The organism is Streptomyces sp. NPDC029956, from assembly GCF_055574655.1.
Genome location: NZ_JBVHZJ010000004.1, coordinates 64,417 through 86,214 on the forward strand (window position 1 = coordinate 64,417; position 21,798 = coordinate 86,214).

Consider the following 21,798-nt stretch of genomic DNA (forward strand, 5'->3'; position numbering starts at 1 on the left):
GGGCGGTCCCGGCCTGGGCGGTCCGTCTACGCGGTGCCCGGGGTGTCCTCGGGGGAGGCGCGGGGAGTTCCGTACCGCGTCCGCAGTTCGCCGAGGATTCCCGTCGCCGCGGCCGTCAGCGGTACGGCGAGCAGCATGCCGAGGATGCCCGCGACGGACGCCCCGGCCGTGATCGCCAGCATCACCGCGGCCGGATGCATCTGCACGGTGCGGCTCTGCACCATCGGCTGGAGCAGGTAGCCCTCGATCATCTGGACGGCCAGGACGATGCCGAGCACCCACAGCGCGATGGCGAAGCCCCGGTCCGCGAGCGCGACGAGGACGGCGATCGCGCCGGAGAGGAAGGCGCCGAGGTACGGGATGTAGGCGGTGACGAAGACGAGCGCGGCAAGCCCCACCGCGCCGGGGACGTCGAGGACGACGAGTCCGAGGCCGATGAGGATCGCGTCGACGAGGGCGACGAACGTCGTCCCGCGCATGAAGCCCTCGACGGCCTCGAACGCACGGCGCGCCATGGCCTCGACGAGGTCGCCGGTGTCGCGGGGGACGAGGGCGCGCAGGGCACCGGCGGCCCGGTCCGAGTCCCGCAGGAAGAAGAAGATCAGGACCAGGGAGAGGGCGGCGGTGGCGAGCATCCCGCCGACGACACTGAGGCCCGTGAGCACGCCCGAGGCGGCCGTGCCGCCGAACTGCTTCAGGAGGCCCTCGGCGTTCTTGGCGAGGTCGTCGAGGGAGGTCCCGGCCGGGCCGAGGTGCTCGGCGATGTCGGTGGCGGCCTGCCGGAGCGAGGCGATGATCTGGTCGCCGGTCTTGATGAGCGCGGCGACGACGATGTACGTGGCTCCGCCGACGACCGCGAGGACGGCGACGACGGTGAGCGCGGCCGCGAACGACTTCCGCACCTTCATCCGGAGCAGGCGTCGGTAGAGCGGCCCGAGGAGGGCGGCACCGAGGATCGCGAGCAGGACGGGGGTGACGACCGTCTCGAAGACGACGCACAGCCAGATGCCGACGGCGGCGACCCCGGCGGCGAGGAGCAGGACGGCGCACCAGGCGGCGACCCGGCGGACGGGTTCGGGAAGGAGCGGGGACGACGTCTGCACCCGACCACCGGACCACGCTCTCCGGCGTGTCGTCGCGCGCGGACCGACCGTACGGGTGACGGAGCGTCAGCGGGCCCGCCCGTGCGGACACCCACGCGCGCGTACGGGCGGGAAGCCCGCTCCGTAGCGACGTCCACGCGCGCGTACGGGGCCGGGCGCTTCGCCCGGCCCCGTACGCGGTCCTGCCGTTCCTGCCTACTCGCCCATCCCGTGGACCGCCGGGATCGTCCCGAGGCGGCCCGCCTGGAAGTCCTCGAAGGCCTGGCGGAGTTCGGCCTGGGTGTTCATGACGAACGGGCCGTAGTGGGCCATCGGCTCACGGATCGGCTGTCCGCCGAGGAGCACGATCTCCAGGTCCGGGGTGTTCCCGTCCTGCTTCTCGTCGGCGCGGACGGTCAGCGAGCCGCCCTTTCCGAAGACGGCGGTCTGGCCCGTGTGGACCGGGCGCCGCTCCGCGCCCACGCTGCCGCGGCCCGCCATGACGTACGCGAGGCCGTTGAAGTCCTCGCGCCACGGCAGCGTGATCTCGGCGCCCGGTCGCAGGGTCGCGTGGATCATCGTGATCGGGGTGTGGGTGATGCCCGGTCCGTCGTGGCCGTCGAGCTCGCCCGCGATGACGCGGAGCAGCGCGCCGCCGTCGGGAGAGGTGAGCAGCTGCACCTGGCCGCCGCGGATGTCCTGGTAGCGGGGGGCCATCATCTTGTCGCTCGCGGGCAGGTTCACCCACAGCTGGAGGCCGTGGAAGAGGCCGCCGCTGACGACGAGGGACTCCGGCGGCGCCTCGATGTGGAGGAGGCCGGAGCCGGCCGTCATCCACTGGGTGTCGCCGTTGGTGATGGTGCCGCCGCCGCCCTGGGAGTCCTGGTGGTCGAAGGTCCCGTCGATGATGTAGGTGACGGTCTCGAAGCCCCGGTGGGGGTGCCAGGGCGTGCCCTTGGGCTCTCCGGGCGCGTACTCCACCTCACCCATCTGGTCCATCATGATGAACGGGTCGAGGTACTGGTAGTTGATTCCCGCGAAGGCGCGGCGGACCGGGAAGCCCTCGCCCTCGAAGCCCGAGGGAGCCGTGGTCACGGCGAGCACCGGGCGCGGACTGGCGTCGGCCTGGGCGGCCACGCGCGGCAGGGTGAGCGGGTTCTCGACAGTCACTGCAGGCATGACGGACCTCCTAGAGCGGCCTTCTCCGACCGTGTACGTCCACTTTAGTTGAACGATGAACTTCTTGCCACCCGTAACGCGGAACGCCCGGGAGGAATTCCTCCCGGGCGCTCTCCCACGTCTTGGGCCAAGCCTGCGTCAGCCGTACATCCGGCGCATCGCGAAGTCGACCATCTGCTCCACGGCCTTCGCGTCGAAGACCATACGGTGATCGCCCTCCATGTCGAGGACGAAGCCGTAGCCGGTCGGCAGCAGATCGATCACCTCGGCACCGGTGATCACGAAGTACTTCGACTCCTTGCCCGCGTACCGCCGCAGCTCCTTGAGCGAGGTGAACATCGGGATGACCGGCTGCTGGGTGTTGTGCAGGGCCAGGAAGCCGGGGTTGTCGCCGCGCGGGCAGTAGACCTTCGAGGTCGCGAAGATCTGCTGGAAGTCCTCCGGTGCGAGCGTGCCGGTCGTGAACGCGCGGACCGCGTCGGCGAGGGAGGGCGGCGAGGGCTCCGGGTAGAGCGGGGGCTGCTGCCCGTACCCGCCCTGCACGCCTCCCTGCATCCCGCCCTGCATGCCGGCCTGCATCCCGCCCTGCTGCGGCGGGGCGTACTGCTGCTGGGCACCCGGATTCTGCTCGTAGCCGTACATGGGGGCCAGCCTATCGACCCGGGGCCGGTCGCAGCACTGCACAGGGGCGACTCGGGGCCCACCCCGCCGTCCGGCGCGGGACGCGGTGCGGACCGCGCCGTCGGACGGGTCGTCCGGGGCACACGGGACCCGTCGCCCCCGGCCGCTTCCCCGCCCCGAGGGGACGGACGGGAGCGGACCTGAAGGACCTGCACCGAGACGGCGCGCACCGCGCGAGGGAGGCCCCTGGCACATGCCCCGGGCCCTTTTTCTGCGGCTCGTGTCACAGATGGCCGGATAGGGGTTGCTCTTATTACCGGTGGGTAGCATCATCGTAGAGAAGCGTGGGCTACTCACCGGTAGTACGAGCACGGCCCCGCTCGCGTACCAGGACATCCTCCTCCCCGAGCCTTTACGGAGCCGTCGCCATGGGGCACTACAAGTCGAATCTCCGCGACATCGAGTTCAACCTCTTCGAGGTCCTCGGCCGCGACAAGGTGTACGGCTCCGGGCCGTTCGAGGAGATGGACGTCGAGACCGCCAAGAGCATCCTCGACGAGATCCGCCGCCTCGCCGAGAACGAGCTCGCGGAGTCCTTCGCCGACGCCGACCGCAACCCGCCGGTCTTCGACCCCGAGACCAACACCGCCCCCGTGCCGGCCACCTTCAAGAAGTCGTACAACGCCTTCATGGAGTCCGAGTACTGGCGTCTTGGCATCCCCGAGGAGATCGGCGGCACCGTCTCCCCGCGCTCCCTGATCTGGGCGTACGCGGAGCTGCTCCTCGGCTCGAACCCGGCCATCTGGATGTACTCCTCCGGCCCGGCCTTCGCCGGCATCCTCTACACCGAGGGCAACGAGGCGCAGAAGAAGGCCGCGCAGATCGCCGTCGAGAAGCGCTGGGGCTCCACCATGGTGCTCACCGAGCCCGACGCGGGCTCGGACGTCGGCGCCGGCCGCACCAAGGCCACCCAGCAGGAGGACGGCTCCTGGCACATCGAGGGCGTGAAGCGCTTCATCACCTCCGGTGAGCACGACATGGAGGAGAACATCCTCCACTACGTCCTCGCCCGCCCCGAGGGTGCCGGCCCCGGCACCAAGGGCCTCTCCCTCTTCCTCGTCCCGAAGTTCGAGTTCGACTGGGAGACCGGCGAGCTGGGCGAGCGCAACGGCGTCTACGCCACCAACGTCGAGCACAAGATGGGCCTCAAGGCCTCCAACACGTGCGAGATGACCTTCGGCGACCAGCACCCCGCCAAGGGCTGGCTGATCGGCGACAAGCACGACGGCATCCGCCAGATGTTCCTCATCATCGAGTTCGCCCGCATGATGGTCGGCACGAAGGCGATCTCCACCCTCTCCACGGGCTACCTCAACGCCCTGGAGTACGCCAAGGAGCGCGTCCAGGGCACCGACCTGGCCAACTTCATGGACAAGGCCGCGCCCAAGGTCACCATCACGCACCACCCCGACGTCCGCCGCTCGCTCATGACGCAGAAGGCGTACGCCGAGGGCATGCGCTCCCTCGTCCTCTACACGGCCTCCGTGCAGGACGAGATCGCGATCAAGGAAGCGGCCGGCGAGGACTCCAAGGCCCTGCACGGCCTGAACGACCTGCTGCTCCCGATCGTCAAGGGCTACGGCTCCGAGAAGGGCTACGAGCAGCTCGCGCAGTCGCTCCAGACCTTCGGCGGCTCCGGCTTCCTGCAGGAGTACCCGATCGAGCAGTACATCCGGGACGCCAAGATCGACACCCTCTACGAGGGCACCACGGCCATCCAGGGCCAGGACTTCTTCTTCCGCAAGATCGTCCGCGACCAGGGCGCGTCCCTGAACGCGCTGTCCGAGGAGATCAAGAAGTTCCTCGCGGTCGGCACCGGCGGCGAGGACCTCGCCGTCGCCCGCGACGCGCTGGCCAAGGCCGCCGTCGACCTGGAGAGCATCGTCGGCACGATGATCACCGACCTCACCGCCACCGGCGAGGACGTCAAGAACATCTACAAGGTCGGCCTCAACACCACCCGCCTGCTGCTGGCCTCCGGCGACGTCGTCGTCGGCTACCTGCTGCTGCGCGGTGCGGCCGTCGCCGCCGAGAAGCTGGCCGCGGGCGCGGCGGACAAGTCCGCCAAGGAAGCAGCCTTCTACCAGGGCAAGATCGCGGCCGCGAAGTTCTTCGCCGCCAACGTCCTGCCGGGCGTGAGCGCCGAGCGCGCCCTCGCCGAGGCCGTCGACGGCTCGCTGATGGACCTGGACGAGGCCGCGTTCTAAGAACGCCTCGAAGGCGCCCCCGGGCGCCTCTCGTCCACACCGGCACGGCCCGTCCCCGGGGAGGGGGGCGGGCCGTGCCTGTTTCTCACCGACGGGCGTGCACGACGAGGTACGGGCGCGCGCTACGAGCGACGGCCGCCGAACTGCCAGTCGTGGACCTCGACGACGGCGTACGCGTCCGGGTTCGGGAGCACGGCACGCGCCGCCTCGGGGCCGGACGCCCGGACCAGGGCCGCCGTGCCCAGCCGGCTCCCGCCGTCGTCGGAGAGCAGCGGCCCGTAGGCGATCAGGTCGCCCCGTTCCTCCCAGTCGGCCGGCGCCTCCAGGTCGACCGTTTCCAGGTCCGCGACCTCCAGGTCCACGGCCCGCCCCGTCGCAGTCACCGTCGCCGTCTCAGTCGACGCACCGAGGCCGATCACCAGGAAGCGGTCACCGCCCTCCCGACCGCCGGGAAAGTCCCACATGGTGCGCCCGAGGACGTTGCGCCACCGGCGCAGCAACACGTCCCGGTAGACGCCGGCCTGGTAGTTGGGCTCGTCGAAGGCGAACGCCCGGGCCGCGCCGACATCCGGCAGGTCGAGGATGTGCACGCTGCCGCTGGGCGTCTCGCCGTCCTCGCCGAAGGTCGGCCCCCGGGCGATCATCTCCTCGGCGTACCGGTCCATATAGGCCCAGTGGGCCTCCAGCAACGCGTCGCGCAACGGCAGGGACCCGGCCCGGTCCCGGTGGTAACAGAGGAATTCCATGGCCGAAGGATCTCCTCACGGAGCGGCCCGGGGCGAGCGGTTTGCGGGGCCCCGTATTCGTATACCGGGCTCTGCGTAAGGTGGAACCCATGAGCAGCGCAGCCTCCCGTCCCACCGCCGGCCCCTTCGACCGCGGACACACCGACGACCTCATGGCCTTCCTGACGGCCTCGCCCTCGCCGTACCACGCGGTCGCGAGCGCCGCCGAGCGGCTTGAGAAGGCCGGCTTCCGCCGGGTCGAGGAGACCGCGGCCTGGGACGCGACGAGCGGCGGGAAGTACGTCGTCCGCGGCGGCGCGATCATCGCCTGGTACGTGCCGGAGGGCGCCTCCGCCCACACCCCGTACCGGATCGTCGGCGCCCACACCGACTCCCCCAACCTGCGCGTCAAGCCGCAGCCCGACATGGGCGCGCACGGCTGGCGACAGGTCGCGGTCGAGATCTACGGCGGCACCCTCCTCAACACCTGGCTCGACCGCGACCTCGGCCTCGCCGGACGGCTCACCCTCCGCGACGGCAGCCACCACCTGGTCAACGTGGACCGGCCGCTGCTGCGCGTCCCGCAGCTCGCGATCCACCTCGACCGGGGCGTCAACGACGGCCTCAAGCTGGAGCGCCAGCGCCACATGCAGCCGATCTGGGGCATCGGCGACGTCCACGAGGGCGACCTGATCTCCTTCGTCGCCGCCGAGGCCGGCGTCGACGCCGAGGACGTGAGCGGCTGGGACCTGATGGTGCACGCCGTCGACGCCCCCGCCTACCTGGGCCGCGACCGCGAACTGCTCGCCGGGCCCCGCATGGACAACCTGCTGTCCGTGCACGCCGCCGTCGCCGCGCTCGCCTCCCTCGCGGGCCGCGACGACCTCCCGTACATCCCGGTCCTCGCCGCCTTCGACCACGAGGAGAACGGCTCCGAGGCCGACACCGGTGCCCAGGGCCCGCTCCTCGGCAACGTCCTGGAGCGCTCGGTGTACGCGCGCGGCGGCGCCTACGAGGACCGCGCCCGGGCCTTCGCCGGCACCGTCTGTCTCTCCTCCGACACCGGCCACGCCGTCCACCCGAACTACGCGGAGCGCCACGACCCGACGCACCACCCGCGCGTCAACGGCGGCCCGATCCTCAAGGTGAACGTCAACCAGCGGTACGCCACCGACGGCAGCGGCCGCGCGGTCTTCGCCGCCGCCTGCGAGAAGGCGGGCGTGCCGTGGCAGTCGTTCGTCTCCAACAACGACATGCCCTGCGGCACGACGATCGGCCCGATCACCGCCGCCCGCCACGGCATCAAGACGGTCGACATCGGCGTGGCGATCCTCTCCATGCACAGCGCCCGCGAACTCTGCGGCGCCGAGGACCCGTACCTCCTGGCCAACGCCCTGGTCGCGTTCCTGGAGGGCTGAGCCGGGAGGACCGGGCTCGGGAGGACCGGGCTCGGCGAAACATCCGCGAAAGGCCCCGCCTGACAGCGTCCTCCTCATGCACCGTCATGAGGGTCCCTCACGGGGGAAGTTCGCCGTAGGTCTCGCCGTCGCCGTCGTGCTCGCCACGGCGGCGACGGCGTTTCTGATCAGTACGTACAACGAGCGGCCCCCGTGGGGGACGGACATCGCCTACGAGGGCGGCTTCGTCCAGGCCTCCCGCATCCGCGGGTACGACGTGGACGGCTCCCGCACCAAGGCGCTGCTCGCCGGGGAGTGCGCGCTCATGGAGCGGCAGGGGATGGGCGGCGACCGGGCCGTCCACGACCCGGCGGCCTGGGTCGCCGGGTGCCTGGACGGGGCCGCGGGGCGCCCGTCCAGGAACCAGGGACTGATCCGATGAACAGAACCTAGGCGTCGAGCCCCGCGAGGATCAGCGGAAGACGGGCCACGCCCGACTCCGCGACCTTCACCGGCACGCCCCAGTCCTGCTGGTGGACATGGCAGGCCGGGTACTCGTTCGCCGGGTCGTCGTCGCAGGACGCGGCCATCGCCGAGACGTGCAGGACGCCCTCGGTGAGCTCCGGGTTCAGGTCGAGCTCACGGAAGAGGTCCGTACCCGTGCCCTCGCCCGCGAGGAGCAGTTCCGGCGGGGTCGAGGAGACCAGGAGGCGGGTCGAGGGGCCGTACCGCTCGTCCAGCTTCTGTCCGTTGGGCGCCTGGAAGACCACGTCCAGCCGGAGCCGGCCCGGGGCGACCTCGGTGGCCTCGCGCCGGGTGCGGTGGGCGACGGCCTCGACCTGGACGGCCTCCTCGGGGAGGCGCAGCCGGGTCAGCCGGTGCCGGGCGGACTCGACGACCACGATGTCGCCGTCGACGAGGACCGCGTCGCTGGCCTCCCGCAGGTCCGTGGCGAGCGTCGTCACCTCGCCGGACGCCGGGTCGTAGCGGCGCAGGGCGTGGTTGTACGTGTCGGAGACCGCGACCGAGCCGTCCGGGAGGGCGGTCACACCCAGCGGGTGCTGGAGCAGCGCCTGGTCGGCGGCGCCGTCGCGGTGGCCGAAGTCGAAGAGGCCGGTGCCGACGGCGGTGTGGACCACGCCCTCCGTGTCGACCCAGCGCAGGGCGCTGGTCTCGGAGTCGGCGACCCACAGCCGGTCCTCGGTGGCGGCGAGCCCGGAGGGCTGCGCGAACCAGGCCTCGGCGGCGGGCCCGTCGACGAGCCCCTCGTTGGTGGTGCCGGCCGCGACCTCGACGGCCTTCGTGACCGGGTCGTACGTCCACAGCTGGTGGACGCCGGCCATGGCGATCCACACCTTGCCCTGCCACCAGGCGACGTCCCAGGGCGAGGACAGGTCGACGTCCAGGGCGGGCCCGGACGTGGGGGAGCCCTGCCACCACTGCTTCCCGGTGCCCGCGATCCGCTCGATCGCGCCGGTCGCCGGGTCGAGGACGCGCAGGGCGTGGTTCACGGTGTCCGCGACGACGACGGTGCCGTCGGGCAGCTGCGCGAGGCCCTGCGGCTCCCGGAAGACACCCTCGCCGATCCGGCGTACGACGGTCTCGCCGTCGGCGGCCAGTTCGACGAGCTGGTGCCGGGTGGTGTCGGAGACCAGGAAGTTCCCGGAGGGCAGCAGGATCGCCTTGCCGGGGAAGCGCAGGTCGGTGGCGACGGGCTCGGGCGCCACGTACGGCCCGTCGCCGCGCCGCAGCGTCCCCTTGGCCTCGTGCTCGGCCTCCAGCTCCTCGACGAGCGTCCGGATCGCGTTGGCGTGCCCCTCACCGGCGTGCTGGGCGACGACGTACCCCTCGGGGTCGATCACGACGAGCGTCGGCCACGCGCGCACGGCGTACTGCTTCCAGGTCGCGAGCTCCGGGTCGTCGAGGACGGGGTGGTGCACCTCGTACCGCTCGACGGCGTCGACGACGGCCTGGTGCTCGGCCTCGTGCACGAACTTCGGCGAGTGCACGCCGACGATGACGAGCGTGTCGCGGTGCTTCTCCTCCAGATCGCGCAGCTCGTCGAGCACGTGCAGGCAGTTCACACAGCAGAACGTCCAGAAATCGAGCAGAACGATCTTTCCTCGGAGGTCGGCGAGGGTCAGATCGTCCCCACCCGTGTTCAGCCAGCCGCCCTTGCCGATCAGCTCGGGGGCACGGACACGGGCACGCTTGCGGGGTGCGGGCGCGGGGGTGGGCGCCTGGGCAGCATCGTTCATCCTTCAAGCTTGCCATCCTGGTACGAAGGTCGGATCACACGCGTACGGCAGTGCCTACGGCAGGGGGGCGGATGGCTTTGGACGGGAACGGGACGGCGGCCGACGGGGCAGCGGGGGCAGCAGCGGGATTCATGGCGTTGCCGGTACGTACGGAGCAGCGGCGGGAGGCATTCGCCGAGTGCTTGGCGGACGTCGTACGCGCCCTCTCGCTCGACCTTGCTCCCGAGTCGGAGTCCGACGATCGGGGGGCCTGGGTGTCACGGGTCCGTACGGCAGTGCGCAAGGCCTGCCGGCAGGGCCTGACGGTTTCCGGGGAGTCGTTCGACGCGTTGATCAGGGCGGCCGTCCACGACCCCGACCCGAGCTTCAATCGCGTGTTCCTTGAGCCCGCGCTGAACGCGTTCGGGCGCGGGCGCGTCCAGGTCGCGCTGCTCGGGTACCTGCGAACGGGCACAGACCTTGAGCGGGCGGGAGCCGCGCGCGCCTGGTACTGGTCAGCCCTGCCCTTGCGGATGCCCGTCGTGCGGGCGGAGAACAGCGGAGCCGACAGCCGGCCGGAGACCGATGACCGCTCGGCCGTGGTCGCCGAGTGGAACGAGGCTGCTCTGCGCGAGTTCGTGAGAAACGAGCATGTGGACGTCCGACGCTGCATCCTGCCGGGGCTGTCGCTCCGGAAGTCTGTCCATCCGCCGGAGCTGCACGACCTGGTGGACGCGGCGGTGGCGACAGCACGGTCTCATCCGGACGAGTACATCCGCCACCGCGTGGAACACCAGGTCGGCGACTGACCCCCGTCACCGGGCACGCTCGACCCGCGCGGCGCGGCCGGGAGGCGGCGGCGCAGGAGCGGCTCTCCCCCGTGCTGTGGACGGGGTGACGACCGGGGTGACGACCGGGGTGACGATCCAGCAGGGTGACGATCCGGGTGAAGCGCCGGCCGTACGGGCAGGCATAGCGGCGTGAAATATCTCGTACGGGACAAGATCTTCGCGATCGGCGACGACTACTGGATCGAGGACGAGCAGGGCCGCCACGCCTTCCTCGTCGACGGCAAGGCCCTGCGCCTGCGCGACACCCTGGAGCTGAAGGACCCCGACGGGCAGGTCCTGATCACTCTGCGGCAGAAGATGTTCAGCCTGCGGGACGCCATGACGATCGAGCGCGACGAGCGGCCGCTCGCGACCGTCCGCCGCAAGCGGCTCTCGCTGCTGCGCAACCACTACCGGGTGACGCTGGTCGAGGGCACGGAACTCGACGTCAGCGGCCGGATCCTGGACCGGGAGTTCATCGTCGAGTACGAGGGTGAACTCCTGGCCCACATCTCCCGGCAGTGGTTCCACGTCCGCGAGACGTACGCGGTGAACGTGGTCCGCGAGGACGCGGACACCGCGCTGCTCGTCGCGGTCGCGGTGTGCGTGATCCGGATGGCCGAGCGGGAACGGGAGGACTGACGCGACGGCCCGCCCGGACGGCCTTCTCCAGCGCCTGCTCCAGCGCCTCGTCCGGTGCCTTCTCCGGCGCCTCGTCCGGCTACTTGCCCAGTGCCTGGTCCAGCGCCTGCCCCAGGTCGGCCCACAGGTCCTCGACGTGCTCGATGCCGACCGAGATCCTGACCGTGCCGGGGCCGATCCCCGCCGCTTCCAGGGCCGCCGCGTCGAGCTGGTGGTGGGAGGTGGAGGCCGGGTGCATCACCAGGGTCTTCACATCGCCGAGGGAGACGCTGAGGGAGGCGAGCCGGACCGCCTCGACGAAGGTACGGCCGGCCTCCCGGCCGCCCGCCAGATCCACCGAGATCACGCCGCCTCCTCCGTCGGGCAGCAGGCGCGCGGCGACCGCCCGGTCCGGGTGGTCGGCGAGGGCGGGGTGGCGTACGGCCGCCACGGCCGGGTGCCCGGCGAGCCGGGCCGCCAGGTCGGCGGCGCTCGCGCACTGGCGCTCCATGCGCAGGGAGAGGGTCTGCATGCCGCGCAGGGTGAGCCAGGCGGCGAACGGGTCGGTGGACGCGCCCTGTTCGACCGCGTGGTGACGGATCCGCCCGTACAGTCCGGCGTCCTTGAAGACGGCGATCCCGCCGAGGACGTCGGCGTGCCCGGACAGGTACTTGGTCGCGGAGTGGATGACGATGTCGGCGCCGTGGTCGAGCGGCCGGAAGAGGAGCGGCGAGGCGAAGGTGTTGTCGACGGCGACCGGAACCCCGGCCCCGGCGGCGACGGCGGCGAGCGCGGGCACGTCGGATACCCGGGTGGTGGGGTTGGCGATGGTCTCCAGGTAGAGCAGCCGGGTCTCGGGGCGCAGCGCCGCCCGCACCTCCTCCGGGTCGGTGCCGGAGACGTACGTGACGTCGACGCCCCAGCGGGTGGCGAGGTCGGTGAGGACCGCGTACGTGCCGCCGTACAGGCAGGTCTGGGCGATGACGTGGCCGCCGCTGGCGAGCAGGCCGAGGAGGACGGCGTTCACCGCGCCCATGCCCGAGGCGAAGGAGACGCCTGCGGTACCGCCTTCGAGACGGGCGACGGCGTCCTCGAGGGTGCGGACGGTGGGGTTGCCGAGGCGGCTGTAGAGGAAGGCGTCGGCGGACGTGAAGGCGGTGGCGAGGGCGTCGGCCGAGTCGAAGGCGAAGACGTGGCCCTGGTGGAGCGGGACGCCGAGGGGCCGACTGCCGGTGATCTCCACGTGCGGCGGGTGGACGGCGAGGGTCTCGGGGCGGGGAGCCGGCGAGGAGGACGCCGTGGGGGAGGAGCCGGGGGAGGCGACGGGGCCGGAGCCGGGGGACGAGACGGGACCGGGGCCGGGGGAGGCGACGGAGGAGGCCGTACGGGACGCGGCGGGGACGTCGGACGCGACGGACGTGGAGTCGGTGCTCATGAACCCAGTCTGTGGACGGGGCGTTTGCCTTCCCAGATCCAATACCGGCAGATTGGTTCGGCCATGAAGCCAATCGTTCACTCCCCCGATCCCGACGACCTCGTCTCACGGCTCGGTCGCTGGTCCGCCGGCCGCGGCCCCCTGTACCTGCTGCTCGCGGCCCGGCTGCGCCGCCTCGTCGACGACGGCGCGCTGCCCCCCGGCAGCCTGCTGCCGCCCGACCGACGCCTCGCGAAGGCCCTGTCCGTGGGCCGTACGACGGTGGTCGCGGCGTACGACACCCTGCGCCAGGAGGGGCGGCTCGTACGGCGGCAGGGCAGCGGGACCCGGGTCGCGCGGGCCGCGCTCGCACCGGAGGCGCCCCGGGCGGGGGACGCGCCCCGCGTGACGGAGACGTCCAACCCGCTGTTCCTGCACCTCCTGGAGGCGCCGGACGACGTCGTCCTGCTGAGCTGCGCCGCCCCCGTGGAGCCGCCGCCCGACCTGGCGGAGGCGTACCGCTCGCTCGTCCTGCCAAGCAGGGACCTCGGCTACCACCCGGCCGGTCTCGGCGTGCTGCGGGAGGCGGTGGCCGCGCGGTACGCGGAGCGCGGCGTGCCGACCGGTCCCGGGCAGATCCTGGTCACCACCGGCGCGCAGCAGGGGCTTTCGCTGCTCGCCCGGCTGCTGTTGGCGCCGGGGGACGGGGTGCTGGTGGAGGCGCCCACGTATCCGGGGGCGCTCGACCTGTTCCGGGAGGCAGCGGCCGTTCCGCTGCCGGTGGCGGTCGGGCCGGACGGGATCGACGTGGCGGAGGCGGTCCGGGTGATGGAACGCCACCGGCCCGCCCTGGCCTATGTGGTGGCCCGCTTCCAGAACCCCACGGGCACGGTGCTCCCGCCGCTCGCCGGGCGCCGGCTCGTGGAGGCGGCGAACGCGTTGGGGGTGCCGCTGGTGGACGACGAGGTGCTGGGCGACCTGGCGTTCGGTACGGCGCGGGAGCCGCTGCCGCTCTCCGGGTACGGCGAGGTGATCGCGGTCGGTTCGCTCAGCAAGGTCGTGTGGGGCGGGCTGCGGATCGGCTGGGTGCGCGGCCCGGCGTCGCTGATCGCCCGTCTCGCCCGGCTGAAGGCCCTGCACGACCTCGGCTGCGACGTGCCGTCCCAGCTGGTCGCGGCGCGGCTCCTCGCCGACTTCGCGTCCGTACGGGCCGCCCGGCTGCGCACCCTTCGCGCGGGTCACGCCCATCTGCGCGGCGAGCTCGCCCGGCTGCTTCCGTCCTGGTCCTGCGCACCGGCGTCCGGCGGCCAGACCCTCTGGGTGCGGCTCCCGCACGGCGACGGCGTCTCCTTCGCGCAGGTGGCGCTGCGGCACGGGGTGGCCGTCCTGCCGGGTGCGACCACCGACGCCCTCGGCGGCAGCGTCCGGCATCTGCGGCTGCACTTCCTGCTGCCGTCGGACGTGCTCACGGAGGCGGTACGGAGACTGGCGGCGGCCTGGGCGGAGTACGCGCCGGCGTCGAGAGCGAAGCCCGATGAGCACCCGGACACCGACCCGGACGCCGGAGCGGACGCCGACCCGGGCGCGGGAGCGGACGACGACCCGGACACCGACCCGAGCGCGGGAGCGGACGCCGACCCGGGCGCGGAACCGGGCGCCGGACCAGGCGTGGAAACGTGTGCAAAACCGGGCGCGTCGCTTCAGGGCATCACACTCTGACCAGGCAGGAGCGATCCAGCCTTGCATCCAGAGCCGCACCACGGAAACATACGGTGCACCTGCAAAGTAATGATCATTCTTTTCCATGGGGGCGCAGCGGCATGGGTTTTGACGAGGACTGGGCCGGCATACGGACCGGCGTGACCGAACAAGCCCCCGTCGGAACGCGGTTGAACCAGCTCGACGGCGGCGGCGGTGGCGGAGGCACGTCCGGTGGGCCGCCCAGTCTCGCTACCGCACCAGCAAAGAAGAAGGCCGCGGCAAACACCATCGAGAACGAGCTGGAACCGGACACGGCCAAGGCGGCCAAGGTGGCCGACGCCGCCACGACCGCCGCCGTCGGCGGCTTCGAGGGCTGGGCGACCGCGGCGGGCCTGAAGACGGTCGAGACCACCTGGGACAGCCAGGTGAAGACCCTCCTCGCGCGGCTCGGCTCCGAGAAGACCGCCCTGCGCGGCACCGCGGTCACGTTCAGCCGGCAGGAGCTCGACACCCGGTCCCGTATCGCCGGGGTCGGGCCGACCTCGCGCATCGAGCAGTACTGAGGGGGCGGACGTACATGTTGACGTACTCCGAGATCATGACCACCGACCTGGGCAAGCTCGCCACCACCGCCGACAAGTGGACGGAGATGGCGGGCGACCTGCACAAGGTGGAGGAGCGCTACCGCGACAGCGTCGAATCGCTGACGACCTCCCAGGACTGGCTGGGTGAGAGCGCGACCGCCGCGCAGACCAACTTCGCGGCCACCCGCTACGAGTACCAGGCGGCCCAGACCCAGGCGAAGGCCACCGCGACGGTGCTGCGCAACGCCCACGAGCAGTTCACCGAGCTGAAGAAGCAGCTGGAGAACGCCCGCGCCGACGCCGTCAAGGCCGGGATGAAGGTGTCCGAGCAGGGCAGGGTGGCCTACGACTACGAGCGGCTCTCGCCGAGCGAGCGCAGCGCGCTGCACCACGACCCGGACGGCGCCAAGAGCGTGCGGGAGGCCGAGACGGCCTGGACCGAGCACCTCGACGGCTGCGTGAAGGCGTTCGACGTCGCCGACCAGGACCTGAAGAAGGACCTGGAGGCCGTGGTCAAGGACGGCTCCGGCAACAAGAACGACGCCACCGCCGGCACCGGGTTCAACGGTGACGCCGGGAAGGTCGCCGCGGCCGACGACAAGGCCAAGGACGACCGGATGAACCTGGCCTGGCTGAAGATGAAGGACAACGAGACGCTCGACGACTACGTCGCGCGGCTCCAGCGCGACGGCATCGCCAAGCTCACCGGCAACGAGAAACTGGCCGACCTGGTCGCGGGGTTCACCAAGGGCACCGTCACGGCGGGCGCGTTCGCGGGCGCCCTGACCGCGGCCGGCCTGTACTCGTACAAGCTGTCCAAGGCGATCCGGCCGCCGTTCGTCCACCCGACCGCGCCCGGCACCTTCCTGTCCAAGCACTTCAACATGCGGCTCGCGGGCGCGGCTCCCGGCAGCCTGCTCAGCAAGATCCCGCCGGGTCTCGCGACCGCGCTGACCGGCTCGGACGAGGCCGCCATGCTCGGCGGGTTCATGCGCAACAACGCCTTCTTCATGCCGACCGCCGCCGAGGCCAACCTCCTGAAGGTCGCGCAGAACGGCGGTCTCGCCAACGCCGCCAAGGCGGCCGGTGTGCTGCGCGGCGTCGGTGTCGTCGGCGGCGTCGCGGCCACCGCGTACGGCATCGCCAACCTCACCACGTACAACTCGGACATGATCAAGGCCGACCCGGCGAAGTTCGCCTCGGACCTGACCGGCACGGCCTTCAGCGCCTCGATGACGATGCTGACCGTGGCCCCGACCCCGGTCACGCTCGGCCTCGCCGTCGGCACCGGCGTGGCCTACGGAGCCGCCCTGATCTGGGACAACCACGAGGCCATCGGGAAGGGTATCGAGCAGGCCGGGGACTGGATCGGCGACAAGGCGTCCGACGTGGGCTCCGGGATCGCGAGCGGAGCGAAGAAGCTGGGCAGCGCCCTGAACCCCTTCGACTGACCCCGGCCGCGAGGCTCCGAGATCCCTGAGACCGAAGAGGAACCCGTTCATGCACACCCAGGTCAGCCCGTTCGAACTCCACGCGTGGAAGGAGGGGAACCGGCACAACTACAGCGCGGGCTGGAAGGGGGTCTCGCCGGAGTTCGGCGAGATCACGCTGACGGCGCCCCTCCCCCGCACCAACCCCGAGACGCTCGTCTCGGAGGTGCGCGGCGGGCTGCTCCCGGTGGCCTCCTTCGAGGCCCGCGGGATGCATGCCGAGGGGCTCAAGCTGCCGACCCTGAACAGGTCCACGCTGCGGGTCGGCGACCGGATGGTGTACGTCTCGCGGAACCGCTTCGGCGCCACGCTCGACCAGCGCGCCCTGACGATGAAGTACGCGGGCGACCGGTACCGGCTCGCGGCCCTCGACAAGAACGCCTACGTCCTGACCCGCGAGCCCGACGACGAGGACCCCGGGGTCAGGATCACCGTGCGCGAGTCCGGGCGCGGCAAGAACCGCCGGCTCTCCGTGCGGGTCGAGGGGCGCGCCGAGGGCGGGGACCTGGCCCTCGGCCTGATCTTCGCGGGCGTCGACCGGTCGGCCCTGACCCGGATCGGCGCGGTGAAGGCGGGCATCTCCCGCGTGACCCACTTCTGGACCGAGGCGACGTACTGAGTCCCCGCCCGGACCCCGTCCGTGGTGCCCGCCGCACCAGCCCTACCCGCTCTACCCGCCCTACCCGCCCTACCCGAGTGAGCGACACATGCCTTCCTTCGACGTGACCCGATCCCGTTTCCGGCTGGCCGACGACGAGGTCTTCGTCCTCGCCCAGCTGGCGACCGGTCAGCCGGTCCCGGAGTCCATGGCGCCCGCCGAGGCGCGGCTCCGGGACGCCGGGCTCATGAGCGCGGCCGGGGAGCTGTCCACGCTCCTGCTGCCCCTGATGCAGACCCTCGTCAACCCCTCCGTGATCCTCTCCCTGGAGGCGGCCGGCCGGCAGGGCACCCTGCACCACGGGCTGCTCATCGGCGACGACCACGTCGTCTGCCACGAGACCTGGCCGGGCGAGGAGGAGGCGGTCTACCGGCTCGTCGAGCCGCGGACCGTGGTGTGGACGCTGGCCGACCTGATCGCCCTGCGCCAGTCCGACGCGGCGGGCGCCGACAAGGCCGAGGAGCAGGTCGTCGAGACGACCGTCGGCGTCCTCGAGGCGGGCCTCCAGGCCCTGGAGAAGGCCGCGTCGACGCCCGGCGCGGACGAGCGGCAGCTGGTCGTCGAGGCGCTGCGGGCGGCCGGGACGGCGGAGGGCACCGCCACGCGGCTCGCACAGCTGATCGTGGAGGTGCGCTCCAACTGGCGGATGACCGCGGCCTGGCAGAGCCACCAGGCGGGCGAGGCGGGCGTGACGGCCCGCGTGGTCGCCGCCTGGGACTGCGGTCCGCAGGGCTACTGGCTGCGCGAGCTGCCCGCCGAGCCGGTGGCGGAGGGCGAGGTGACGGCCGGCAGCCCGTTCCGGCTGCGCCGCGTCGCCCCGAAGCGGATCTGGCAGGAGCTGACCGGCCTGCTTCCGGACGAGTCGGAGATCGTACGGCGAGAGGCCCCTGCGCAGGCCTAGGCCCCGGCCTGCGCCGCGGAACTCGTACGGGAGAAGGCGTCGGGCCCCCGCTTCGGCGGGGGCCGCATGCGGTTCCGGGCACTGGCTCCGGGGCCGGGGCTCCTGCTCCGGAGCTGCTTCCGGGCCCCTGCGGGGCCTGGCTGGGCCTGGCTTGGGCCTGGTGGGGACCTGGCTGGGCCTGGCTTGGGCCTGGTGGGGCCTCAGCCCCGCTTCGGCGGCGTCAGCCCCGCTTCGGCGGCGCGATGCCCAGCACCCGGTCCTTCAGCGCCGGGAACTGCTCGCGGGTCGTCGTGACCTTCGCCGGGTCCAGGACCACCCGGAGGATCTCCTCGTCCGGGCCCGCCTCGGCGACGGTCTCGCCCCAGGGGTCGACGACGATCGAGTGACCGGCCTGCTCCACGCCCGCGTGCGTGCCCGCCGTACCGCAGGCGAGGACGTACGCCTGGTTCTCGACGGCGCGGGCCCGGGCGAGCAGGCTCCAGTGGGCGCGGCGGCGGGCCGGCCAGCCGGCCGGGACGACGAAGGCCTGGGCGCCCGCGTCGACGAGCCCGCGGAACAGCTCGGGGAAGCGCAGGTCGTAGCAGGTGCCGACACCGACGGTGAGGTGCGGCAGGTCGACGGTGACCAGGTCCTCACCGGCGGCCATCATCACCGCCTCGCCCTTGTCGAAGCCGAAGCGGTGGATCTTCCGGTAGGAGGCGGCGAGTTCGCCGTCGGGGGAGAGGACCAGGGACGTGTTGTACAGCGCACCTCCCTCCGCCTCGACGAAGGATCCGGCGTGCAGCCAGACCCCGGCGTCGCGCGCGGCGGCGGCCATATCGCGGTGGGTGGGGCCGTTCAGCGGCTCGGACTCGGCGGCGAAGGACTCGTACGCGAAGGCCCCCATGGGCCACAGCTCGGGCAGGACGACGAGGTCGGCGCGGCCGGATTCCTCCCGTACGAGACGGGCCACGCGGGCGCGTCGGGCGTCGACCGGTTCGTCCGGGTCTACCGCGATCTGGATCAGCGAGGCGCGCACACTACCACCGTCCTGGCATTCGAGCCGTCAACACCGGCCTACGATCGTCACACGAAAGCACTGCCGGGGTGCCTTCGGGCAGCGTAACTTAGCGTCCGAGCCTCCCACCCAGTCGTGTTTTCAGCCCGCGCACCGAAGAACCGCCGAGGGGTCCCGTGACCGTCCATCCCAGCCTCCAGAACTACGCCGACGCCTGGACCCACTCCATCGAGGCGATAGCCGAGCTGGTGCAGCCGCTCGTGGAGGGCGAGTGGAACCGGCCCACACCGTGCCCAGGCTGGTCCGTGCGGGACATCGTGTCCCATGTGATCGGCATGGAGACCGAGATGCTCGGCGACCCGCGCCCGATCCACTCCCTGCCGCGCGATCTCTACCACGTACGCAGTGACTTCGCGCGCTACATGGAGGTCCAGGTCGATGTGCGGCGGCACCACACCGCGCCGGAGATGACCTCGGAGCTCGAGTACATCCTGATCCGCCGGGCCCGGCAGCTCCGCAACGAGAACCGCTCCCCCGAGCACCTGATCCGCGCCCCCCTCGGCGCCGAGCAGTCCCTGGAACTGGCGTACCGGATGCGCGCCTTCGACGTGTGGGTGCACGAGCAGGACCTGCGGGTCGCGCTCGGCGCGCCGGGCAACCTGGACTCCGCGGGCGCGCACGTGACCCGTGACGTGCTCCTGGAGGCCCTGCCGAAGGTCATCGCCAAGGACGCGGGGGCGCCCGCCTCTTCGGCCGTCGTCATCGACGTCAGCGGCCCCGTGGAGTTCCTGCGGACGGTACGGGTCGACGCGGAGGGCCGGGGTTCGATAGACGGTGCGCCCTCGTTGGGCCCCGCGGTGACGCTCGCGACGGACTGGGAGACGTTCGTGCGTCTCGCCTGCGGCCGGGTCCGGCCGGCCGATGTGGCCGACCGGGTCAAGACGGAGGGCGACGACGCGCTGGCGCAGGCCATCCTCGGCAACTTCGCGGTGACTCCGCGCTAGGTCCTGTCGTCGCCGGGCGTCGGGTCGAGGCCCGGCTCACACGGGGACGTGTACGGCTTCCACCCTGCTGGCGACGAGCCGGTCCCGCTCCCTGCGGTGGGTGCGGGCCTTGAGGCGCAGGATCTGCACGACGCCCAGGGCCTCCAGGACGAAGACCGACGAGAACGCGATCCGGTAGTTGTCGCCGGTCGCGTCGAGCAGCACGCCCACGGCGAGCAGCGTCGTCATCGAGGCCACGAAACCACCCATGTTGACGATGCCGGACGCGGTGCCCTGACGCTCCGGCGGGTTCGCCGGGCGGGCGAAGTCGAAGCCGATCATCGACGCCGGTCCGCAGGCCCCGAGGACCAGGCAGAGGGTGACGAGCAGCCACATCGGGGCGTGGTCGCCGGGGTACGCGAGGGTGCTCGCCCACAGCAGAGCGGTGGCGGCGACCGTACCGAGGGCGAGCGGGGCACGGGCCGTGTGGTGCCGGGCGATGATCTGCCCGTACGCGAGGCCGACGACCATGTTCGACAGGACGACCAGGGTGAGCAGGGTCCCCGCGGTCGACCGGGACAGGCCCTGGGCCTCCACCAGGTACGGCAGTCCCCACAGCAGCAGGAAGACCATCGCGGGGAACTGGGTGGTGAAGTGCACCCACATGCCGAGCCGGGTGCCGGGTTCCCGCCACGACTCGGCGATCTGACGGCGTACGAAGGCGGCGCCCGCGTGCGTGGCCGGCTGCGGCTCGTACCCCTCGGGGTGGTCCCTGAGGAAGAGCAGCATCAGGACGAGGACGACGACACCGGCGAGGGAGCTGCCGACGAAGGTGGTCGTCCAGCCGAGACCGTGCAGGGCGCGAGCGATGAAGACGGTGGAGACGAGGTTGCCGGCCATGCCGAAGAGCGCGGCGACCTGCCCGATGAGCGGGCCCCTGCGGGCCGGGAACCAGCGGCTGCCGAGCCGCAGGACGCTGATGAAGGTCATGGCGTCGCCACAGCCGAGCAGCGCCCGGGAGGCGAGCGCGGTGCCGTACGAGGGGGAGAGCGCGAAGCCCAGCTGGCCGAGGGTGAAGAGGACGACACCGAGGGCGAGGACCTTCTTGGTGCCGAGCCGGTCGACCATGAGGCCGACAGGTATCTGCATGCCCGCGTAGACCAGCAGCTGGAGTATGGAGAAGGTGGAGAGCGCGGAGGCGTTGACGTCGAAGCGGTCGGCGGCGTCGAGTCCGGCGACACCGAGGGACGTACGGAAGATGACGGCGACGAAGTAGACGGCGACACCGACGCCCCAGACGAGGGCGGCCCGGCGGCCGCCGGGCGGATCGCCGGGGAGGGTGACGGCGGAGCCGTAGCCGTTGCGGTTGCTCATCGGTCCTCGCCCCGGACCAGGACCTTGACCCAGCTGAGGTGCTGGCGGACGCAGTGCGCGGCGCCCTCGGCGTCGCCGGCTCTTATCCGGTCGAGGATCTCGGCGTGCTCGGTGATGTTCTTGGCGACGCGGTCGGGCTGGGACTGCATCACGGCGACGCCCATGCGCAGCTGGCGGTCGCGGAGCTGGTCGTAGAGGCGGGAGAGGATCTGGTTGCCGGCGTGCTGCACGATCTCGGCGTGGAAGCACCGGTCGGTGACCGCCACCTCCGCGAGGTCCCCGGCCGCGGCCCGCAGCTTCTGCTCCTCCAGGAGCTCCTCGAGACGCTCGATGAGCGAGGCGGGCGCGGGCACGGCCCGGCGGACGGCGAACTCCTCGACGAGCAGCCGCGTCTCGACGACGTCGGCGATCTCCTGCGCGGAGACGGCGAGGACGAGGGCGCCCTTCTTCGGGTAGAGCTTGAGCAGCCCTTCCATCTCCAGCTTGAGCAGCGCCTCCCGGACGGGCGTCCGCGACACCCCTACGGCGAGGGCGAGTTCACCCTCGGTGAGGAGGGTGCCTCCCTCGTAGCGCCGGTCGAGTACGGCCTGCTTGACGTGCATGTAGACACGGTCGGCTGCGGGGGGTGCGGATGCCATGGACACAGCATAGATACAACAGAGGTGCAACAGGGACCCCGGTCCGCATCCTGGACGAGGGGCGGCTACCGGAGCCCGTGGCCGTCGTGGTCCGTGCCG

Annotated in this window: 20 protein-coding genes; 11 read left to right on the top strand and 9 right to left on the bottom strand. The window is 71.9% G+C overall.

Annotation, left to right across the window (positions count from 1 at the left end):
• Positions 1-26 precede the first annotated feature (26 nt).
• From ACZ4XX_RS04130 to ACZ4XX_RS04140, 3 genes are all read right to left on the bottom strand, one after another.
• The gene (locus ACZ4XX_RS04130) at positions 27-1,103 is read right to left on the bottom strand and encodes an AI-2E family transporter (protein WP_468506434.1); all 1,077 of its coding nucleotides are present in this window, start codon (positions 1,101-1,103) and stop codon (positions 27-29) included.
• A gap of 195 nt (positions 1,104-1,298) precedes the next feature.
• Entirely contained in the window at positions 1,299-2,261 is a 963-nt protein-coding gene (locus ACZ4XX_RS04135) for a pirin family protein (RefSeq protein WP_468506435.1), read from the bottom strand.
• A 138-nt stretch (positions 2,262-2,399) separates the two neighbouring features.
• Positions 2,400-2,903 (bottom strand): SseB family protein, encoded by a 504-nt coding sequence (locus ACZ4XX_RS04140; RefSeq protein WP_468506436.1) that lies wholly within the window; start codon positions 2,901-2,903, stop codon positions 2,400-2,402.
• Between the two features lie 407 nt (positions 2,904-3,310).
• On the opposite strand from ACZ4XX_RS04140, the gene ACZ4XX_RS04145 reads away from it, so the two are divergent.
• Positions 3,311-5,149, top strand: coding sequence for an acyl-CoA dehydrogenase (locus ACZ4XX_RS04145; protein WP_468506437.1), 1,839 nt, complete (start codon positions 3,311-3,313; stop codon positions 5,147-5,149).
• 122 nt (positions 5,150-5,271) lie between these two features.
• On the opposite strand, the gene ACZ4XX_RS04150 is transcribed toward ACZ4XX_RS04145, so the two are convergent.
• Entirely contained in the window at positions 5,272-5,895 is a 624-nt protein-coding gene (locus ACZ4XX_RS04150; RefSeq protein ID WP_468506438.1) for a YciI family protein, read from the bottom strand.
• A gap of 89 nt (positions 5,896-5,984) precedes the next feature.
• On the opposite strand from ACZ4XX_RS04150, the gene ACZ4XX_RS04155 reads away from it, so the two are divergent.
• A complete protein-coding gene (locus tag ACZ4XX_RS04155) occupies positions 5,985-7,292 on the top strand; it encodes a M18 family aminopeptidase (RefSeq protein WP_468506439.1) in 1,308 nt (435 codons plus the stop codon).
• A 76-nt stretch (positions 7,293-7,368) separates the two neighbouring features.
• A complete protein-coding gene (locus ACZ4XX_RS04160; RefSeq protein ID WP_468506440.1) occupies positions 7,369-7,713 on the top strand; it encodes a hypothetical protein in 345 nt (114 codons plus the stop codon).
• A gap of 7 nt (positions 7,714-7,720) precedes the next feature.
• Here the strand turns inward: ACZ4XX_RS04160 and ACZ4XX_RS04165 are convergent, their stop codons facing one another.
• Positions 7,721-9,529, bottom strand: a complete 1,809-nt coding sequence (locus ACZ4XX_RS04165; protein ID WP_468506441.1) for a thioredoxin-like domain-containing protein — start codon at positions 9,527-9,529, stop codon at positions 7,721-7,723.
• Positions 9,530-9,660: 131 nt separating this feature from the next.
• Between ACZ4XX_RS04165 and ACZ4XX_RS04170 the strand changes: the two genes are divergently transcribed.
• Both ACZ4XX_RS04170 and ACZ4XX_RS04175 read left to right on the top strand, forming a co-directional pair.
• Positions 9,661-10,317: a hypothetical protein gene (locus ACZ4XX_RS04170; RefSeq protein ID WP_468506442.1), complete on the top strand. Its 657-nt coding sequence runs from the start codon at positions 9,661-9,663 to the stop codon at positions 10,315-10,317.
• 171 nt (positions 10,318-10,488) lie between these two features.
• Positions 10,489-10,980: an LURP-one-related/scramblase family protein gene (locus ACZ4XX_RS04175; protein ID WP_468506443.1), complete on the top strand. Its 492-nt coding sequence runs from the start codon at positions 10,489-10,491 to the stop codon at positions 10,978-10,980.
• A 79-nt stretch (positions 10,981-11,059) separates the two neighbouring features.
• Here the strand turns inward: ACZ4XX_RS04175 and ACZ4XX_RS04180 are convergent, their stop codons facing one another.
• Positions 11,060-12,394 (bottom strand): trans-sulfuration enzyme family protein, encoded by a 1,335-nt coding sequence (locus ACZ4XX_RS04180; protein WP_468506444.1) that lies wholly within the window; start codon positions 12,392-12,394, stop codon positions 11,060-11,062.
• 63 nt (positions 12,395-12,457) lie between these two features.
• Here ACZ4XX_RS04180 and ACZ4XX_RS04185 point away from each other — a divergent pair, with 63 nt between their 5' ends.
• From ACZ4XX_RS04185 to ACZ4XX_RS04205, 5 genes are all read left to right on the top strand, one after another.
• Positions 12,458-14,092: an aminotransferase-like domain-containing protein gene (locus ACZ4XX_RS04185; protein WP_468506445.1), complete on the top strand. Its 1,635-nt coding sequence runs from the start codon at positions 12,458-12,460 to the stop codon at positions 14,090-14,092.
• Between the two features lie 140 nt (positions 14,093-14,232).
• On the top strand, positions 14,233-14,637 hold the full coding sequence (locus ACZ4XX_RS04190; RefSeq protein ID WP_468506446.1) for a hypothetical protein: 405 nt from the start codon (positions 14,233-14,235) through the stop codon (positions 14,635-14,637).
• 14 nt (positions 14,638-14,651) lie between these two features.
• Entirely contained in the window at positions 14,652-16,109 is a 1,458-nt protein-coding gene (locus tag ACZ4XX_RS04195) for a hypothetical protein (RefSeq protein ID WP_468506447.1), read from the top strand.
• A 49-nt stretch (positions 16,110-16,158) separates the two neighbouring features.
• Positions 16,159-16,767 (top strand): hypothetical protein, encoded by a 609-nt coding sequence (locus ACZ4XX_RS04200; protein ID WP_468506448.1) that lies wholly within the window; start codon positions 16,159-16,161, stop codon positions 16,765-16,767.
• 88 nt (positions 16,768-16,855) lie between these two features.
• Entirely contained in the window at positions 16,856-17,707 is an 852-nt protein-coding gene (locus tag ACZ4XX_RS04205; RefSeq protein WP_468506449.1) for a histidine kinase, read from the top strand.
• A 220-nt stretch (positions 17,708-17,927) separates the two neighbouring features.
• On the opposite strand, the gene ACZ4XX_RS04210 is transcribed toward ACZ4XX_RS04205, so the two are convergent.
• Entirely contained in the window at positions 17,928-18,725 is a 798-nt protein-coding gene (locus ACZ4XX_RS04210) for a carbon-nitrogen family hydrolase (RefSeq protein WP_468506450.1), read from the bottom strand.
• Positions 18,726-18,880: 155 nt separating this feature from the next.
• Between ACZ4XX_RS04210 and ACZ4XX_RS04215 the strand changes: the two genes are divergently transcribed.
• A complete protein-coding gene (locus ACZ4XX_RS04215; RefSeq protein WP_468506451.1) occupies positions 18,881-19,708 on the top strand; it encodes a maleylpyruvate isomerase family mycothiol-dependent enzyme in 828 nt (275 codons plus the stop codon).
• A gap of 36 nt (positions 19,709-19,744) precedes the next feature.
• Here ACZ4XX_RS04215 and ACZ4XX_RS04220 read toward each other — a convergent pair whose 3' ends face one another.
• Both ACZ4XX_RS04220 and ACZ4XX_RS04225 read right to left on the bottom strand, forming a co-directional pair.
• Positions 19,745-21,061 carry an MFS transporter gene (locus ACZ4XX_RS04220; RefSeq protein ID WP_468506452.1) on the bottom strand — a complete coding sequence of 439 codons (1,317 nt, stop codon included), beginning with the start codon at positions 21,059-21,061 and terminating at the stop codon, positions 19,745-19,747.
• Positions 21,058-21,699 (bottom strand): GntR family transcriptional regulator, encoded by a 642-nt coding sequence (locus ACZ4XX_RS04225; protein ID WP_468506453.1) that lies wholly within the window; start codon positions 21,697-21,699, stop codon positions 21,058-21,060. Before ACZ4XX_RS04225 ends, ACZ4XX_RS04220 begins: the two co-directional genes overlap by 4 nt.
• Positions 21,700-21,798: the final 99 nt, after the last annotated feature.

What these genes read in the sequence shown, in the direction of transcription:
- ACZ4XX_RS04135 (WP_468506435.1), bottom strand. Translation starts at nt 2,261, where the DNA reads ATGCCTGCAGTGACTGTCGAGAACCCGCTCACCCTGCCGCGCGTGGCC.
- ACZ4XX_RS04145 (WP_468506437.1), top strand. Translation starts at nt 3,311, where the DNA reads ATGGGGCACTACAAGTCGAATCTCCGCGACATCGAGTTCAACCTCTTC.
- ACZ4XX_RS04220 (WP_468506452.1), bottom strand. Translation starts at nt 21,061, where the DNA reads ATGAGCAACCGCAACGGCTACGGCTCCGCCGTCACCCTCCCCGGCGAT.
- ACZ4XX_RS04185 (WP_468506445.1), top strand. Translation starts at nt 12,458, where the DNA reads ATGAAGCCAATCGTTCACTCCCCCGATCCCGACGACCTCGTCTCACGG.
- ACZ4XX_RS04205 (WP_468506449.1), top strand. Translation starts at nt 16,856, where the DNA reads ATGCCTTCCTTCGACGTGACCCGATCCCGTTTCCGGCTGGCCGACGAC.
- ACZ4XX_RS04155 (WP_468506439.1), top strand. Translation starts at nt 5,985, where the DNA reads ATGAGCAGCGCAGCCTCCCGTCCCACCGCCGGCCCCTTCGACCGCGGA.
- ACZ4XX_RS04195 (WP_468506447.1), top strand. Translation starts at nt 14,652, where the DNA reads ATGTTGACGTACTCCGAGATCATGACCACCGACCTGGGCAAGCTCGCC.
- ACZ4XX_RS04180 (WP_468506444.1), bottom strand. Translation starts at nt 12,394, where the DNA reads ATGAGCACCGACTCCACGTCCGTCGCGTCCGACGTCCCCGCCGCGTCC.
- ACZ4XX_RS04160 (WP_468506440.1), top strand. Translation starts at nt 7,369, where the DNA reads ATGCACCGTCATGAGGGTCCCTCACGGGGGAAGTTCGCCGTAGGTCTC.
- ACZ4XX_RS04150 (WP_468506438.1), bottom strand. Translation starts at nt 5,895, where the DNA reads ATGGAATTCCTCTGTTACCACCGGGACCGGGCCGGGTCCCTGCCGTTG.
- ACZ4XX_RS04170 (WP_468506442.1), top strand. Translation starts at nt 9,661, where the DNA reads ATGGCGTTGCCGGTACGTACGGAGCAGCGGCGGGAGGCATTCGCCGAG.
- ACZ4XX_RS04140 (WP_468506436.1), bottom strand. Translation starts at nt 2,903, where the DNA reads ATGTACGGCTACGAGCAGAATCCGGGTGCCCAGCAGCAGTACGCCCCG.
- ACZ4XX_RS04225 (WP_468506453.1), bottom strand. Translation starts at nt 21,699, where the DNA reads ATGGCATCCGCACCCCCCGCAGCCGACCGTGTCTACATGCACGTCAAG.
- ACZ4XX_RS04200 (WP_468506448.1), top strand. Translation starts at nt 16,159, where the DNA reads ATGCACACCCAGGTCAGCCCGTTCGAACTCCACGCGTGGAAGGAGGGG.
- ACZ4XX_RS04165 (WP_468506441.1), bottom strand. Translation starts at nt 9,529, where the DNA reads ATGAACGATGCTGCCCAGGCGCCCACCCCCGCGCCCGCACCCCGCAAG.